General features: G+C 39.5%; 14 protein-coding genes. 7 read left to right on the top strand and 7 right to left on the bottom strand.

Features of this window, described 5'->3' with window-relative positions:
- Positions 1-28: 28 nt before the first annotated feature.
- Positions 29-1,162 (bottom strand): DNA polymerase IV, encoded by a 1,134-nt coding sequence (gene dinB, locus GSQ84_RS21800; RefSeq protein WP_254070948.1) that lies wholly within the window; start codon positions 1,160-1,162, stop codon positions 29-31.
- 141 nt (positions 1,163-1,303) lie between these two features.
- Here dinB and GSQ84_RS21795 point away from each other — a divergent pair, with 141 nt between their 5' ends.
- The gene (locus GSQ84_RS21795) at positions 1,304-4,699 is read left to right on the top strand and encodes a glycosyltransferase (protein WP_158799492.1); all 3,396 of its coding nucleotides are present in this window, start codon (positions 1,304-1,306) and stop codon (positions 4,697-4,699) included.
- A 44-nt stretch (positions 4,700-4,743) separates the two neighbouring features.
- Positions 4,744-5,091 (top strand): hypothetical protein, encoded by a 348-nt coding sequence (locus GSQ84_RS21790; protein ID WP_158799491.1) that lies wholly within the window; start codon positions 4,744-4,746, stop codon positions 5,089-5,091.
- Between the two features lie 121 nt (positions 5,092-5,212).
- Here the strand turns inward: GSQ84_RS21790 and GSQ84_RS21785 are convergent, their stop codons facing one another.
- The 6 genes from GSQ84_RS21785 to GSQ84_RS21760 form a co-directional block, all read right to left on the bottom strand.
- Positions 5,213-6,391 (bottom strand): metallophosphoesterase, encoded by a 1,179-nt coding sequence (locus tag GSQ84_RS21785; protein WP_158799490.1) that lies wholly within the window; start codon positions 6,389-6,391, stop codon positions 5,213-5,215.
- Between the two features lie 57 nt (positions 6,392-6,448).
- A complete protein-coding gene (locus GSQ84_RS21780; RefSeq protein ID WP_158799489.1) occupies positions 6,449-7,366 on the bottom strand; it encodes a cation diffusion facilitator family transporter in 918 nt (305 codons plus the stop codon).
- A gap of 53 nt (positions 7,367-7,419) precedes the next feature.
- Positions 7,420-8,007, bottom strand: a complete 588-nt coding sequence (locus GSQ84_RS21775) for an RNA polymerase sigma factor (RefSeq protein WP_158799488.1) — start codon at positions 8,005-8,007, stop codon at positions 7,420-7,422.
- A gap of 164 nt (positions 8,008-8,171) precedes the next feature.
- Positions 8,172-9,536: an MATE family efflux transporter gene (locus GSQ84_RS21770; protein WP_158799487.1), complete on the bottom strand. Its 1,365-nt coding sequence runs from the start codon at positions 9,534-9,536 to the stop codon at positions 8,172-8,174.
- Between the two features lie 28 nt (positions 9,537-9,564).
- On the bottom strand, positions 9,565-10,197 hold the full coding sequence (locus GSQ84_RS21765; RefSeq protein WP_158799486.1) for a helix-turn-helix domain-containing protein: 633 nt from the start codon (positions 10,195-10,197) through the stop codon (positions 9,565-9,567).
- A 34-nt stretch (positions 10,198-10,231) separates the two neighbouring features.
- Positions 10,232-10,708, bottom strand: coding sequence for a DUF4442 domain-containing protein (locus GSQ84_RS21760; RefSeq protein WP_158799485.1), 477 nt, complete (start codon positions 10,706-10,708; stop codon positions 10,232-10,234).
- Between the two features lie 65 nt (positions 10,709-10,773).
- Between GSQ84_RS21760 and GSQ84_RS21755 the strand changes: the two genes are divergently transcribed.
- From GSQ84_RS21755 to GSQ84_RS21735, 5 genes are all read left to right on the top strand, one after another.
- Positions 10,774-11,097 carry a phosphoribosylpyrophosphate synthetase gene (locus GSQ84_RS21755; protein WP_158799484.1) on the top strand — a complete coding sequence of 108 codons (324 nt, stop codon included), beginning with the start codon at positions 10,774-10,776 and terminating at the stop codon, positions 11,095-11,097.
- A gap of 190 nt (positions 11,098-11,287) precedes the next feature.
- Positions 11,288-11,497 (top strand): coproporphyrinogen III oxidase, encoded by a 210-nt coding sequence (locus tag GSQ84_RS21750; RefSeq protein ID WP_158799483.1) that lies wholly within the window; start codon positions 11,288-11,290, stop codon positions 11,495-11,497.
- A gap of 137 nt (positions 11,498-11,634) precedes the next feature.
- On the top strand, positions 11,635-12,528 hold the full coding sequence (hemF, locus tag GSQ84_RS21745; RefSeq protein ID WP_158799482.1) for an oxygen-dependent coproporphyrinogen oxidase: 894 nt from the start codon (positions 11,635-11,637) through the stop codon (positions 12,526-12,528).
- A 98-nt stretch (positions 12,529-12,626) separates the two neighbouring features.
- Positions 12,627-15,242, top strand: coding sequence for a DNA gyrase subunit A (gene gyrA, locus GSQ84_RS21740; protein ID WP_158799481.1), 2,616 nt, complete (start codon positions 12,627-12,629; stop codon positions 15,240-15,242).
- A gap of 85 nt (positions 15,243-15,327) precedes the next feature.
- Positions 15,328-16,410 (top strand): lipopolysaccharide assembly protein LapB, encoded by a 1,083-nt coding sequence (locus tag GSQ84_RS21735; protein ID WP_158799480.1) that lies wholly within the window; start codon positions 15,328-15,330, stop codon positions 16,408-16,410.
- The last annotated feature ends 7 nt before the right edge of the window (positions 16,411-16,417 follow it).

Raw genomic sequence — 16,417 nt, 5'->3', positions numbered from 1 at the left:
CCGCTGAGGCATCATCTTTTAAAATGAATTAGAACAACTCGAGCTGATCAGGATCAATCGTTTTAGTTGTAAGAATTGTGTTTCCGAAATTACTTAAGGAAATACCCAGCAGGCGTACTGACCTGTTTTCTATATCAGCTTTTACCAGCAGTTCCTTTGCTGCAGTAATGATGGACAGATAATCATTAACAGGAGTGATGAAGGATTGGTTCCTGGTGATTTGCTTGAAATCGTTGAATTTGATTTTGAGGGTCAATGTTTTTCCCTTTAAATTACTTTTCTCCAGTCGTTCGGTTACCTTTTCAGCGATTTGCTCCAGTTCCGTTACCATCTCTTCCAGGTAAACTAAGTCCTGCTCGAAGGTATCTTCGGCTCCCAGTGATTTAGAGATCCGGTGTGGCTGTACCGGTCTTTCATCTATTCCACGCACAATCTTAAAATAAAACCTGCCGGTTTTGCCAAACTTCCGCACCAGTTCCTGCTCAGAAAGCTGTTTCAGATCAGCACCGGTATGCAATCCCATCTTTTTCATTCGGTCGGCCGTTACCTTGCCCACGCCAAAAAACTTTTCTACAGGCAGTTTCTCCATAAATGCCTGTATTTTGGAGGGGCCGATAAAAGTTAAACCATCAGGTTTATTCATATCGGATGCAATCTTGGCAATAAACTTATTGCTGGAAACACCTGCAGATGCAGACAGGTTAAGCTCGTCGCGGATAGCGTCTTTAATCTGTTTAGCAATTTCCAGGGCTGAGCCTATATTTAGCTTGTCTTCTGTTACATCAAGGTAGGCTTCGTCCAGCGAAAGGGGTTCTATCAGATCCGTATAACGGTGAAATATCTCGCGGATACTCACCGATACGCTTTTATAAGCATCAAACCTGGGCCTTACAAAAAGGGCTTCAGGACAAAGCTGTATAGCCCTGCGGGCAGACATAGCAGAGTGGACACCAAATTTCCTGGCCTCATAACTTGCCGTTGCCACTACACCTCTGCCATCCGGAGACCCACCAACAACCAGGGGTTTCCCTCTGTACTGGGGGAAATCCCGCTGTTCTACAGCAGCATAAAACGCATCCATATCAATGTGAATGATTTTGCGCTGCAAAGGTTTTTGGCTTTCTGGTTCCATACTAATTACGAATCCTGCAAAAGTCCTCATTATCTACGGTTTTTTTGTCAAATTCAATCCTTATATTTGTCAAATATTAGGATTTTGGTAAATTACGTAGGCACCATATTTGCGTTTAAACCTTATATTACTGTAGTTTTATATCCTGGTTAATTACTATTAAACACACAAATGCCCGAAAAACAAATTTTTCAGACTACCAAAAAAAGCAGATGGATAACCTTTCAGTGGGTAACAAGGCTGCTGATTATTGTCTTTATTATTGCAACTGCCTGTGTAGCTTATACATTGGTATCCAATCATTATCCAACATTACCACAAATCAGCTCCGCAACCACGTTAAGTAAAAAACAACTGGAGCAGATTAAAAAATCGACCACCTTTAAGGAATTTAATATCTCCAAAAAGAGATTGTTAAAGATCAGGCAGGATCAGAAAATACACCGCCTGAAAAACCCTAACAATAAAGTACGTATCAACGCGGGTTTTTATGTAAACTGGGACCCGCAGTCACTGGACGACTTGAAAGACCATATCAAACAACTCGATATGGTAGTTACAGAGTCCTTTTTTATCAAAAATGGTGCAGATACATTGATTGATCAGGTAGACCCTGATGCTATGAAACTGATCCGCAAAAATAAAAAGACGGCCATTGCAATGGTCTCTAACTATACCGGAGATCAGTTTGACGGGAAAGCTATCCATAAACTATTACAGGATAAAGATCTGCAGAACCGCTTTATTGCCAACCTGATCAAAAAATTGAAAGGTTATGGTTATGCCGGTGTCAATGTTGATTTTGAGGAACTAACTGAAAAAACAGATGCTCCTTTAACCGCTTTTCAAAAGAACTTATACGAAAAGCTACATGCAGAACACCTGCTGGTTTCTCAGGATATCTCTCCTGATAATGAAGACTATAACCTTTCGATACTGGATAAATACAACGATTTTATCTTTATCATGGCCTATGATCAGCATAGCGAAAGCAGCAATGCCGGTGATATTTCAAATCAGCAATGGGTAGAAGAGCAGCTGGACAAGGTATGTGAGAAAATATCTTCAGACAAGGTGATGCTGGCCCTGGCCTGTTATGGTTATGACTGGCCGGATGGAGACGTAGGAAAGACCATTACCTATCAACAGGCAATTGCTACTGCCAGCAGATATGGCGGAAAAGTGATGTATAATCCTATTACAGCCAATCTGAACTACACGTATAAAGATGAATCTGATCTGAAACATGAAGTTTATTTTACGGATGCCGCTACCAATTTTAACCTGATCAGGAAAGCGGATGACTGGGGTGTTGCAGGTATCGCCGTTTGGCGTATGGGATCGGAAGATCCAAGGTTATGGACTTTCATCTCCAAAGATCTGAGTATCGATTCAGTCAGAAAATCAGGCGTAGACTTAAAAAGATTAACACATATCGGATTAAATGACAGGATTGATTATTCTGGTGAAGGTGAAGTGCTCGATTTGGTATCTATTCCAAAAGCAGGAAAGATCGATGTGAAACTAGATACGTCAGATTTCACCATTTCCGGTCAGAACTATGTGGATCTGCCTACAAAATATAGTATCCGCCGTTATGGCCACCAGGAAAAGAAAATCGTGCTGACCTTTGACGACGGACCTGATCCTGTATATACACCTGAAATCCTGGATATCCTTCAGGAAGAGAAAGTTCCCGGCTCCTTCTTTGTAGTCGGTATCATGGCCGAACAGAATATGGGTATTTTGCTGAGGGAATATAACCTGGGGCACGAAATTGGAAACCATACGTTCTTCCATCCGGATATGTCTAAGATGGGACCGGAAAGGGTGAATTTTGAATTAAACGCCACCAGAAAGATCATTGAGTCCGTTACTGGACACAGTACAATCCTATTCAGGCCTCCATACAATGCAGATGCAGAACCAACAACTTCTGCGGAGATTTTGCCTGTGGTACAAAGCAGGGACCAGAATTATATCAACATAGGAGAGTCTATTGACCCGCAGGACTGGCAGCCGGGAATTACTGCTGATGAGATTTTCGATGCTGTAGTGAAACAGCAATCGCTTGGAAATGTATTGTTGCTGCATGATGCCGGAGGTAACCGTGCCGCAACAGTGGAAGCCCTGCCAAGGATCATTAAATACTTTAAATCCCATGGATATGAGTTTTCTACCATTGGTCAGCTGATAGGTAAAAAAAGAGATGATCTGATGCCTGCAGTACAATTAAACAGCAGTGACTTTATCAGTTCTGGTGATGACCTGTTCCTTAAAGCATTCTCTTACGGAACATTAGCCCTGAACTTTATTTTCACCCTGGCTATTATCCTGGCGATCTTAAGAAGTGTATTTATTGCCATCCTGGCGATCAAACAGAAAATCGATTCTAAAAAGGAAAAAGAGTTTTTACTGAAAAACCCCGACATGAAGGTGAGTGTGATCATTCCTGCCTACAATGAAGAGGTGACAGTAGTAAATACAATCAATAGTTTACTGAGAACCACCTATCCAAATGTAGAATTTATCTTTGTGGATGATGGTTCTAAAGACCGCACGGTAGAATTGGTTAAAGAAGCCTTTGGCCATATGCCACAGGTAAAAATATTTACCAAACCTAACGGAGGTAAAGCGACCGCGCTTAATTATGGTATCCAGCATACAGATTCGGAATTTGTAATTTGTATTGATGCAGATACACAGTTGAAAACCGATGCGATCACCGAATTGATGCGTTATTTCTATGAAGATGAAATCGCTGCCGTTGCGGGTACCGTGAAAGTTGGAAACAAAAATAACCTGATCACCAACTGGCAGTCGATCGAGTACATCACGGCTCAGAATATGGACAGGAGGGCTTTTGATATCCTGAATACGATCACCGTTGTACCTGGCGCTATCGGAGCTTTTAGAAGGGCAGTTATGGAAGAAGTAGGCGGTTTCACTAAAGACACCCTTGCTGAAGATTGCGATTTAACCATGCGTATTTTAAGGGCTGGTTATGAAGTAAGAAACTGTGATTCTGCTATTGCTTATACAGAAGCTCCCGAAACCGTAAACATGTTGCTTAAACAGCGCTTAAGATGGAGTTTTGGTGTGATGCAAAGTTTCTGGAAAAACAGGAAAACATTATTTAACAAAAAATATGGTTATTTCGGTATGGTAGGTATGCCTAACATATTGATCTACCAGATCATATTACCTTTGTTTTCTCCGCTGGCAGATTTCTTTATGCTGCTTTCTATCATTACCGGAATTTACTCCTTATCGTCCGTTAACTCCCTTAATGTAGAAGGCGTAAGAAGTCTGATGAGTTTGCATAATGGTTTCGGACAAGTGTTCTTCTACTATTGTATATTCATCGTAGTGGATCTGCTCTTTGCCGGAATAGCATTTAGGATGGAAAAAGAATCTTACAAAAAACTGCTTTATATCATACCTCAGCGTTTTTACTGGAGACAGCTAATGTACCTGGTATTATTCAGGTCTATACGCAAAGCCTTAAAAGGTGAGCTGGAAGGCTGGGGAAATTTAAAACGTACCGGTAACGTAAAAGAACAATAACAAATACAGCGCAGCCCTTAGGGGCGGCGTTAAAATTACAAATCATGTCAGAAACAAATATACCAATGACCAATACAAAAGAAATCTTCGCAGATTTTAAAACGTTTTATACCAAAGCCGTAGAGCCGTTGAAAAAAGCTAATCCTTCATTTATCAGGTTAGATGGAAAATTAAAAGGGGATACACGTATCGTTTTTGCTTATTTCCAATACCAGGATAAAAAATGGAAAGTAAATGCCGATACCCATATCGACAGGCTAAAGATTGCTTTTGAAGAGGCTGAAAAAGGAAATGATCCTTTTGTGATCAAAGCATTAAGAGATAATAGAGGCGAATACCTGGCGATCAAAGGCCAGCCGGTTAGAGACAGTAAATTATATATTTACGCATAGGGCTAACCATTGGCGCTTCATAGGGGCGATAAATTCTTTAAACCAAAACAGGCTGCCCGTATGGACAGCCTGTTTTGGTTTAAACTATAATTTTCGATTCAATGCCCCTTTAAATGAAAGATTAACGGGTTTTTCTCAATTCAATAACAGTAATTTCAGGCCAGATGCCTACACGGCCGGAAAAACCAATGAAACCAAATCCCCGGTTGATATTCAGCGTTCTTCCATTTTCAGTTTTTAAACCGGCCCAATGGTTATAGCGGAATTTTACAGGGCTCCACTTGATTCCAAATGCTTCTATCCCAAACTGCATGCCATGGGTATGGCCTGCTAAGGTAAGCTGGATATTTGCTGGCGACTGTTTTACCTGCGCTTCCCAATGTGTTGGATCGTGTGAAAGTAATACTTTAAAATCGCTGACACTGGTATTCTCCATGGCCTTCTTTAAATCACCACGCTCACCAAATCCTACGCCCCAGTTTTCTACACCGGCAAGGATAATGTGCTGTCCGTCTTTTTTAATTTCCACGTGTGTATCCAGTAACAATTTAAATCCCAATTCCTGGTGGTAAACCTTCAATTGCTGAAGATTAGCCTTTTTCTCTGTTTCTGTATTCCATTTTACATAATCTCCGTAATCATGGTTTCCGAGGATAGAAAACTGGCCATATGGAGCTTTAATCTGCGAGAAATAACTGATCCAGGGTTTAATCTCTTCTGCCTTATTGTTCACCAGGTCTCCGGTAAAAACAAAAAGATCTGCCTGCTGTGCTTTGATCATATTGATGCCCCTTTGTACGGCAGCAGGATTATTAAAGCTACCGGCATGAACATCAGAGATCTGCAGAATAGTAAAACCATTAAAATTTTCTGGCAGTTCGTCAAAATGCAGCACATGTTTGATCACCCTGTAATTGTACTTCCCAACAATCATCCCGTAAATAAATAGAAGGATGGTCAGCAGAAAAAGAATGAATGCGGTATCTACCCAATAGCTATTTCTTGCTGTACCAGTAATCAACCTGTAGATATCGCCAATAAATAATACAATAACGAGCACCAGTTCTGAGGCAAATAAGGTAAGCACTACATGGCTTACGATTTTGAAAAACAGATCCATGCCATATTTTGCCATTCTCCTGATGGCGTAAAAAAGAGATCCGTAGATCGCCATAATGCATATCCAGAAAACAGGTGTGACATATGCTGAAGAGCTTAAACTAAGCAATCCCGAAAGAACATAAAAATTAAGTGCAAAAGCAATGCTGATAATCAGCAGAAATGGAATTAAACGTTTCATATTGGCCGCTAATATAGAGACATTTAGAATAGGGAAGGAGTACCGGCAATTAAAATACTAGTATTGGACAGGGTTGGTTAATATTTCTGGCTGAATGATGACAAATCGCATGAGTTTAAATTTTTCTTTAATTTCAATACGGATTCTTTCAATCGTTTCATTGATATCCTGCGTATCGAGATCCTCCCTGAATGCAACGATCAATACCAGCAGTATTTCATCGGGCGACTGATAAGTAGAGATGATATTGATCACTTTTAAAACAGCAGGATCGTTTTCTACCAATTTTGTGATCATCTGCCGGGTATCTTTTGAAACTCCCTCACCCATCAGCAAACTTCTGCTTTCACGCGCCAGTATCAGTGAAGCCGCTACCAAAAGCAGGCCAACCAGTAAAGAGGCAAGACCATCCAGCTGAGGGAGGTTATACCGGTGGCTTAAAAACATACAAATTATCACAGTTAACAGGCCTATAACTGCTGCCCCATCTTCAAATAACACCAGGAAACTGGATGGATCTTTACTTCTTACAATAGCGTCCCACCATTTGTCATGCCCCCTGATCTTATTAAATTCTTTAGCTGCGATTACAAACGAAGTGCCTTCAAACAGGACAGAAGAGGCAAGAACGATATAATTCCAGGTCGGGTCGCCCAATGATTTTGGGGTAATGATATGTATAATACCCTGATAAATAGATATTCCTCCACCTAATCCAAATATTAAAATAGAAACTATAAAAGAATAAAAATACAGCTCCTTACCGTAACCAAAAGGTCTTGTGGCATCAGCAGGCTTCCGGCTTCTTCTTAATCCAAAAAGCAGTAAAACCTGGTTCACGGTGTCTACCAGTGAATGTATACCTTCTGATATCATCGAAGCACTATTGCTAAAAGCACCAGCTGTAAACTTTGTAACTGCAATCAGCACATTTGCTGCAAGAGCGGCATAAATTGATTTATTTGATTTGGCCATATGTTAATCCGGTATTTGTTCTTCAAACAGTATACCAGAAAACCAGAATCTGATTAAAAGAATGTACGCATGGTTTGAATGCCCTTTCGTATCCTCGTTTTAACGGTGCCAATGGGAATATCCAGTGCTTCAGATACTTCGGCCTGTGTATAACCCTGAAAATAAACCATATCTATAATAACGGTTTGCATAGGGGTAAGTGTTTTGATGAGCTGTCTAAGGTCTAGAAATTCAGGATGATATTCAATATGATGGAGTTGGTTAACCTGAAAGGTAAAATCATCGAGGTCATCATTTTTTAAATTATTCACCTCTCCACGGGTTCTCAAATGATCAATAGCTTTATTTTTAGCTAACCTTGCCATCCAGGTAAATAACCTTCCTTTTCCAGCATCATATTGTGCGATAGATTTCCAGATTTTGAGAAATGTTTCCTGAAGCACATCTTCGGCTACATCCTGTTGTTTGATGATTTTAGAAATAATACCCAATAATGAAGCTGCATAACAAGCATAAAGTTTTTCAAGCGCCTGTTTCTCGCCTGCCAACAAGCCATTTACAAGAGCTGCTTCTGCACTGTCATTTGCTTTAGGATAGATTTTCTCATGAAAATCACCCAGGGGTAGTAAAAATGAAAGCATACATTTAGGTTTGGTTTTGTCAATCTGAAGTCAAAAGTCAGGCCTAATCGTAGCGATATTCTCATAAGCTATAAGATTAAGTCTTTGTAACCCTTTTAATACACAAAATCTCAAAATAATGTTCAAACCTACATTGTGGTTAAATTTTTATCAATAAATTTCGTCTACTGTATAATATATGCCAGCTTTTTAGTACGTTTTTGAAATCTAAAGAAAAGCAGTATAGATGCGCTGAGTAGACCAAAGGTCAAGCCATACCAAATTCCATACACACCCATACCTAATCTAATGCCAAGAAAATATCCCAAAGGAATACCCACAATCCAGTAAGCGACAAAGGTAATGAAGGTCGGGTAGTTCACATCACCCAGTCCCCGCAGTATGCCCAGCCCAACAACCTGTGTGCCGTCAAACAGCTGAAAGAAACCTGCTATAATTAATAAATGCGAAGCAATACGGACCACGGCCGCATCGTCAGTATAAATAAAAGGTAATATACCATTAGCACAAACAAACAGGATAGCTGTACAGGCCATAAAAAGAAGAATGACATGATAACTTGCCAGTGCGGAGTGCCTGAGGTCAATAAAATTTTTCTTACCCAGATTGTTCCCTGTTTTTATCGTCGCCGCAGAAGCGATACCGCTGGATAACATGTAGGTCACCGAAGCCAGGTTAATCGCTACCTGATGAGCCGCCTGTTCTACTACGCCGATGGTACCGATTAGAATGGCTGCACCACTAAAAGCACTGATCTCAAATGAATATTGCATTGCAATAGGGGCGCCTATTTTTAAGATCTGAATACTTCTGGCTTTATCAATAAAGGTGATCCTGAAGTTTTTGATATAATTCCTAAAGTTTTCAGAACGGAAAACATATAAAGACATAACGGTAGCCATCATCAAACGGTCAATTAAAGTGCTTAAACCAACGCCTTTAACCCCCATAGGATGAATGCCAAACATTCCTTTTACAAAGATGATTCCCAGGATCACATTGATCAGGTTACCCCAGATGGAAATGTACATGGCCTGCTTGGTAAAACCGAGGCCTTCAGTAAATTGCCTGAAAGTCTGAAATATCATGATGGGAATAATAGACAGCCCCAGGTAATGCAAATAGGGTTTAGCATCTGCAACAACCTCTGGCGATTGCCCGATGTGATCGATGATCAGCAGGGTTCCAAAGTTCACGATGATAAACAATAAAAAACCAGTAATAATATTGATCATCAGGCTATTGGATAACAATCTCCCACATTCCAGATAATTCTTACTGCCATTTTCCCGTGCAACCAAAGGGGTGAGGCCATAGGAGATACCAAGACCAAGTACCAGCACCAGAATAAAAATGCTGTTTACCAGTGATACTGCTGCCAATTGAGTGGTTCCGGCAAAGTGGCCTACAATCACGCTGTCTGCAAGTGCAACCATGGTATGCCCCAGCTGGGAAACAACAATAGGAATAGCTAATCGGAGGTTATCTGTATAATAAGGCTTATATCTGGCGTAAAATGAATTGAGCATAACGTTAACTGAACCGCCAAAGGTAAGCCTATTTTGACGCTGTCAGGGTAAAATATTCTTCTTTTTCCGAAGTATGAGGCTGGATCAGGTCGGCAAGGATAAAACTAACCAGTATTTTCTGCGCCTGTTTATGGGAGCATCTGGTGAGTTTACTAAATTGTTTTAATGTAATCCTGCCTTCATCGTCCAGAAATTGCAGCAACTTTTTCTCCTGTTCAGTATAGGTAATCAGCTGTCCCGTTTGTGTGTTTTCCTGTTTCAGCACATCTATAATGATTTTACTGGCTAGTATACTTTTATCTTTAACACGGAAATAGACCCACCATTTTTTGTTCTCATCCAGTGCATAATGGGGTTTCGTATCACTCTGCGCAATTTTAGCCACCAGCACCAATTTGCTTTCTATATAGATCTCTTCAAATTCGGGTTCAATGGCAGGTTTGCAAAACTGATGGGCAGATTTAATGATCATATATCTTTCTTCCTCTTCAGATTTTACGCCTTTTATACTGCCATCATCTGCAACGCCAATGAGCAGCTGACCGCCCCTGTTGTTAGCAAATGCCACCAGGCTTTTTGCAATCTTCTCATTGTTAGTGATCGTTTTTTTAAAATCCAGTGTAGTACCTTCGCCTTGTAAAATTAGTTTCCTGATATTCATTTTTCCGGGTTTATGCGGTATACTGATTAATAAGCTACGCTGTTTTTTCTTCCAGCTGCAGGTTTCTGATATAAACTTCGTTCATAACCCTTACACAAACCTCTCCATTTTTATTTTTAACTTCCATAGGAAAAGCTTTTACAAATTTCCCATCGGTATTTAACGCTTCAATGGCCTCATTTAACATCTCTTCTGTAATTAAAATAGTAAAATAAAGCGAAGAATGACCGGGTTTTATATACTGTATACTGGCACTTTTTAGCCATACCTTAATCTTAAAGCCCTGCCTTTGCAGCAGCTGATCAAATAATATCGCATAAAAAGGGTCTGTTGCGCCGTAGATCGTTCCGCCAAAAATGGAGTTATTATAATTTTTATTCAGCAAGCTTTTATTGATTTTAACATCAGCCCCGCTGAATCCTTTGTGAAATTTCCTCACCCAGATACGCTGAAAGAATAAGGGCGGGTAAAAACGAAGTGCCCACCTGAGTGTATTTTCTGATACGATCATTTGCCTTAAATATCTGAAAGATTATTGAAATTATGAACTTCTGCCAATATTTGATAAATTGGCATATGTATATATATGAAACACTAACAGAAGCGGTAAGCGATCTTGGAAAAAGAGGGTATGAATATGATTTTACACTTGCACAGGATTGTATAGAATGTAAGTCGCTGGATTTACAACTGATGCCTGAAGAATTTGAAATTGAAGAGTTTTACCGTTTTGAAGGCATGACCGATCCGGACGACAGTGCTGTTATTTACGCGATCTCTTCCCCGGTAGGTAATCTGAAAGGTGTGATCATCGACGCCTATGGTGCCTATGCAGAAAATGTTTCTCCCGAATTACTGGATAAATTGAAGATCAGTCATGAACCGCCCTTTAACGAATAATTGTTGAGTTAATAGATTTTTAATCTAATTTTAATCATTTTTTAATCTCAAAAATAAAGTAATTGCTCTTTTACGTTTATTTTAGGGCATAATTAGACAGTAAACAGGCTTTTTTAAGTTAAACATTAAAAAAAATTTAACTTAATGAAGTAATTGTCGTTAATTTGCCAAAACAAAACATAGAAATCTCATGAAAAAAACGATTTTAAGTCTTGCTTTTGCTGGTACATTAATGTTAGCCGCATCTGCATGCAACTCTGCTAAAACTGCTTCAACTACAACTGACAGCACTACTAAAGTTGTTGATTCAACTTCAACAATGAAAACTACTGTAGATACTGCTAAAAAAGACACTGCAGCAAAAACTACTACTCCAGCAGACACTACAAAAAAAATGTAGTCTCTACCAAAATCTAAAGGAAAGGCCGTCGAAAGATGGCCTTTCTTGTTTTAGTGTAAAATTGGAAAAGTAATATCGGCTTGAATCCTGCTTAAAATTTTATAACCCGTAACTTTGAATTATATATTCAGGAAGCGATGTTAAAAGATAAAGTGGTTGAAGCGTATCAGAAAATACAGGATGAAATTTGCCAGGGACTGGAACAGGCCGATGGTAAAGGTAAATTTCAGGAAGAATTATGGACAAGAGAAGGCGGGGGAGGCGGGCGTACACGCATTTTTCAAAATGGAAATGTCATAGAGAAAGGTGGCGTTAATTTTTCTGCGGTATACGGTAAATTGCCTGAAGCCATTAAAAAAGCATTTAAGGTAGAGAATGATGAGTTCTTTGCTGCCGGCGTATCTATCGTGATCCATCCGGTAAATCCTTTTGTACCTATTATACATATGAACATCCGTTATTTTGAAATGGATGAGCAAACCCGCTGGTTTGGCGGAGGGATCGACTTAACACCGCATTACGTGATTGATACTGATGTACGTTATTTTCATCACCTGCTAAAAAATACCTGTGATGAATTTGATAGTTCATTTTATCCCAAATTTAAAAAACAGGCCGATGATTATTTCTTTATCAAACACCGTCAGGAAACTAGGGGTGTTGGAGGTATATTTTACGATAGGTTAAAACCTGATAATACGGGGCTCGACTGGGATCAGCTCTTTGATTTCTCCCTGGCAGTTGGAAATACCTTTTTACCGGCTTATACAGAACTGATTGACAGGAACAGGGATACTGCCTATACCGAAGCCGAGCAGGAGTGGCAATACCTGAGAAGGAGCCGGTATGTTGAATTTAACCTTGTTTATGACTCCGGTACTAAATTTGGCTTAGAGACCAACGGAAGGGTCGAATCTATCTTAATGAGCTTACCACCAATGGCTAAGTGGGAGTATAACCACAAACCCGCAGAAACAAGCCTGGAAGCTGAAACTCTGTCTAAGTTAATAAAAGGGCTGGACTGGGCTTAATTTTTTTCCACAATGCGCTTAAACAGCATAATTTTCTTAAATTCGCAAGGTTATAACATTACCTTATTTAAATCGTTTTTAACGAACATTAACTTTTTATGGCAGAAGATTTAGAAAATCAGGAAAACGATAAAATAATAAAAATTGATATAGATGAGCAGATGAAGTCTGCTTACATCGATTATTCGATGTCTGTTATCGTATCAAGGGCGTTACCTGATGTAAGAGATGGATTGAAACCAGTGCACAGGCGTGTGCTTTATGGTATGCTGGACCTTGGTCTGGCAAGTAATAAACCGTATAAGAAATCAGCCCGTATCGTAGGGGAAGTATTGGGTAAGTATCACCCGCACGGTGATTCATCGGTTTATATGACGATGGTAAGGATGGCACAGCCATGGAGCTTACGTTATTTACTGGTAGAAGGCCAGGGTAACTTTGGTTCTGTTGATGGTGACTCTCCTGCAGCAATGCGTTATACTGAAGCAAGATTTCAGAAGATTGCTGAAGATATGCTTGCCGATATCAATAAAGACACCGTAGATTTCCAGCTTAACTTTGATGATTCCTTACAGGAGCCAACAGTACTTCCTTCAAAAGTACCCAATCTGTTGATCAATGGGGCATCCGGAATTGCAGTAGGTATGGCAACCAATATGCCGCCTCACAACATTACGGAAGTAATCAATGCAACAGTCGCTTATATTGAGAACAACGAAATCACTATTCCTGAATTAATGAAATTTGTTAAAGGTCCGGATTTTCCTACCGGTGCTTTAATTTATGGGTACAGTGGTGTTCAGGAAGCTTTTGAAACAGGCAGGGGACGTATCGTGATGCGTGCAAAAGCTGAAATTGAAGCGGTGAAGGACAGGGAAGTAATTATTGTTACCGAGATCCCTTATCAGGTGAACAAGGCGATGATGATTGAGCGTACCGCTGAACTGGTTGGCGAAAAGAAAATCGATGGTATCTCTAACATTAAGGATGAATCTAATAAAGATGGTATCCGTATCGTTTACGAAATTAAACGTGATGCGAATGCTTCTATCGTACTGAATAACCTATTCAAACAGACAGCGCTTCAAACTTCGTTCAGTGTAAACAACATTGCCCTGGTTAACGGAAGGCCGCAAATGCTGAACCTGAAAGATCTGATCAGGCATTTTGTGGATCACAGGCATGACGTGATTGTCCGCCGTACCAAATTTGAATTGAATGAAGCACAAAAACGTGCACATATCCTGGAAGGTTTATTAATTGCTTTAGATCATTTAGATGAAGTAATTAAACTGATCAGGGCGTCGAATACACCGGAAGAAGCCAGACTTGGTTTGATGGAACAATTTGGCCTGAGTGATATTCAGTCGAGAGCTATCCTGGACATGACCTTACGTCGTTTGACAGGTCTGGAAAGGGATAAGATCAAGGATGAATACAATGAATTAATGAAAACTATCGAATACCTGCAGTCTATCCTGGCTGACGAAGGATTGAGAATGCAGATCATCAAAGATGAACTGGCAGAAATGCTGGAGAAATATGGTGATGAACGCAGAACACAAATCGTTCACTCCGGAGAAGATATGAGTATGGAAGACTTCATCGAAGATGAGGAAGTAGTTATTACCATTTCTCATGAAGGTTATATCAAACGTACCCCTGCTACAGAATACCGTACACAGGCAAGAGGTGGTAAAGGATCTAAAGGAAGTGATTCAAGAAATGAAGATTTCATTGAACACCTGCTGATTGCTTCTAACCACAACTATATGCTGTTCTTCACCGAAACCGGACGTTGTTTCTGGCTGAGGGTTTATGAAATTCCTGAAGGTTCAAGACTGAGTAAAGGAAGGGCAATTCAAAACATCATCAATATCCCTAAAGAGGAAAAAATTAAGGCTTATATTAAAGTTAAAAACCTTAAAGACCAGGATTACCTGGAAAACAACTATATCATCATGTGTACCAAAAAAGGTACGATCAAGAAAACTTCACTGGAAGCTTATTCGAGACCAAGGGTGAATGGTATCAATGCCATTAATATTAATGAAGGTGATCAGTTACTGGAAGCAAGTTTAACCAGCGGATCAAGTGAAATTGTAATGGCCTTACGTTCAGGACGTGCCATCAGGTTCAATGAAAGCACTGTTAGGCCAATGGGAAGAACAGCTACAGGAGTAAGAGGTGTAACCCTTGCACACGATAAAGATGAAGTTGTTGGCATGATTGCTGTTGATGATCCATCAGCAACAGTAATGGTTGTTTCTGAAAAAGGTTATGGTAAACGTACTTCAATTGAAGATTATCGTGTAACTAACCGTGGTGGTAAAGGTGTAAAAACAATTACAATCACAGAAAAAACCGGCGATCTGATTGCTATAAAAAGCGTAACAGATAACGATGACCTGATGATCATTAATAAATCTGGTATCGTTATCAGAATTGTTCTAAGTCATTTGAGGGTTATCGGACGAGCTACACAAGGTGTTAGACTGATCAATTTAAAAGGTAATGATGCTATTGCATCGGTAGCTAAAATTGAGCATGAAGATGATCCTGAGGAAGAAGTTTCTGAAGATGTTTTGGTTGTAGATCCCGCAGATGTTCTGGAAGAACCAGCTGCTGAAGGTGAAGCCGCAGAAACTGAAGAAGAAGAGGAGGATGAAGATGATGAAACTCCGGAAGACGATAAGGATACTGAAGAAAATTAATAGTTAATAAAACCAATCCAAATAAAACCTGCTTTAGTGACAAACTTACTGAAGCAGGTTTTGTGAAAATTAAAAATAGACCCATATGAAAAAAGTACTTTTAAGTATGTTATTTTTAGGTGCTGCCACCTATGCTAATGCTCAGAAGAGTGAGGTTACCAAAGCTAAAAATGCCTGGACCGTTGCTAAATTTGCTACCAATGGTAAACAGCCTTTAGATGCTACTTTAAAAACACTTGAAGACGGTGTAAAGACAACTGACAATGCAATTGCCAATGAAAAATCTAAAGATATGCCTGAGGCATGGTCTTACAGAGCATTATTTGCTTCAAGAATTGCATTTGTAGATACTGTAAATGTTCAGAATGCTATTGCCAACGAAAAAATCGCTGAAGATGCGATTACTAAAGGACGTGCATTAGATACCAAAGGTGCTGAAAAAGAAAACTTCACTGAAGCAGAACAAACTTTAAACAATGCCTTAAGAAACAGGGCTATTGTTGCTTATAATAAAAAGGATTTCAAATCAGCATTGGAATATTTCAATGAAATCACTGCTAAAAATCCACAGGATACATCAACTTACGTAAATGCAGGTGTTACTGCTAAACAATTGGAGAACTATCCTGAAATGGTTAAAAACTTCAATAAAGCGATCGACCTGAATTACAAAGACAGCGAGTCGTTGTACAGTGAAGTTGTAGCTACTACATTTGCTCAACTGAAAGATACTGTTGCTGGTTCAGCTTTGCTGGAAAAAGCTATTGCTAAATATCCTGAAGATAAATACTTCATCGGTATGCAGACAGATTTATACATCAAACAAGGTAACGTAGCAAAATCTCAGGAAATGCTGACTAAACTGATTGCTAAAGATGATAAAAATGCAGCTTATCAGTATGCAATGGGAGATACCTATTACAAACAAGCTTTAGACCTGCAGGTTAAAAGAAACAAAATCGATGCAAAGAACAAAAAGGAGTTTGAAACTGTAACCACTAAAATGACAGGTTTCATTGACCAGGCTTTGCCATACTACAAAAAAGCGTATGAACTGGATCCTAAAATGACTGCAGCTTTAGAAAACCTGAAGATCATTTACGCGTTCAAAAATGACACTGTAAACTATGAAGCAACTAAGAAATTATTAGATGCTCAGAAAAAATAATCAGTAA

This window comes from Pedobacter sp. L105 (genome assembly GCF_009765875.1).
Taxonomy (GTDB): domain Bacteria; phylum Bacteroidota; class Bacteroidia; order Sphingobacteriales; family Sphingobacteriaceae; genus Pedobacter.
Note: the sequence above shows the minus strand (reverse complement) of the source record. Positions and strands in the feature narration are given on the sequence as shown.

Excerpts from the sequence above, each read along its gene's own strand:
- GSQ84_RS21790 (WP_158799491.1), top strand. The coding sequence starts at position 4,744 with ATGTCAGAAACAAATATACCAATGACCAATACAAAAGAAATCTTCGCA.
- GSQ84_RS21755 (WP_158799484.1), top strand. The coding sequence starts at position 10,774 with ATGTATATATATGAAACACTAACAGAAGCGGTAAGCGATCTTGGAAAA.
- GSQ84_RS21795 (WP_158799492.1), top strand. The coding sequence starts at position 1,304 with ATGCCCGAAAAACAAATTTTTCAGACTACCAAAAAAAGCAGATGGATA.
- GSQ84_RS21765 (WP_158799486.1), bottom strand. The coding sequence starts at position 10,197 with ATGAATATCAGGAAACTAATTTTACAAGGCGAAGGTACTACACTGGAT.
- hemF (WP_158799482.1), top strand. The coding sequence starts at position 11,635 with ATGTTAAAAGATAAAGTGGTTGAAGCGTATCAGAAAATACAGGATGAA.
- GSQ84_RS21760 (WP_158799485.1), bottom strand. The coding sequence starts at position 10,708 with ATGATCGTATCAGAAAATACACTCAGGTGGGCACTTCGTTTTTACCCG.
- GSQ84_RS21780 (WP_158799489.1), bottom strand. The coding sequence starts at position 7,366 with ATGGCCAAATCAAATAAATCAATTTATGCCGCTCTTGCAGCAAATGTG.
- GSQ84_RS21770 (WP_158799487.1), bottom strand. The coding sequence starts at position 9,536 with ATGCTCAATTCATTTTACGCCAGATATAAGCCTTATTATACAGATAAC.
- dinB (WP_254070948.1), bottom strand. The coding sequence starts at position 1,162 with ATGAGGACTTTTGCAGGATTCGTAATTAGTATGGAACCAGAAAGCCAA.
- GSQ84_RS21785 (WP_158799490.1), bottom strand. The coding sequence starts at position 6,391 with ATGAAACGTTTAATTCCATTTCTGCTGATTATCAGCATTGCTTTTGCA.
- gyrA (WP_158799481.1), top strand. The coding sequence starts at position 12,627 with ATGGCAGAAGATTTAGAAAATCAGGAAAACGATAAAATAATAAAAATT.
- GSQ84_RS21750 (WP_158799483.1), top strand. The coding sequence starts at position 11,288 with ATGAAAAAAACGATTTTAAGTCTTGCTTTTGCTGGTACATTAATGTTA.
- GSQ84_RS21735 (WP_158799480.1), top strand. The coding sequence starts at position 15,328 with ATGAAAAAAGTACTTTTAAGTATGTTATTTTTAGGTGCTGCCACCTAT.
- GSQ84_RS21775 (WP_158799488.1), bottom strand. The coding sequence starts at position 8,007 with ATGCTTTCATTTTTACTACCCCTGGGTGATTTTCATGAGAAAATCTAT.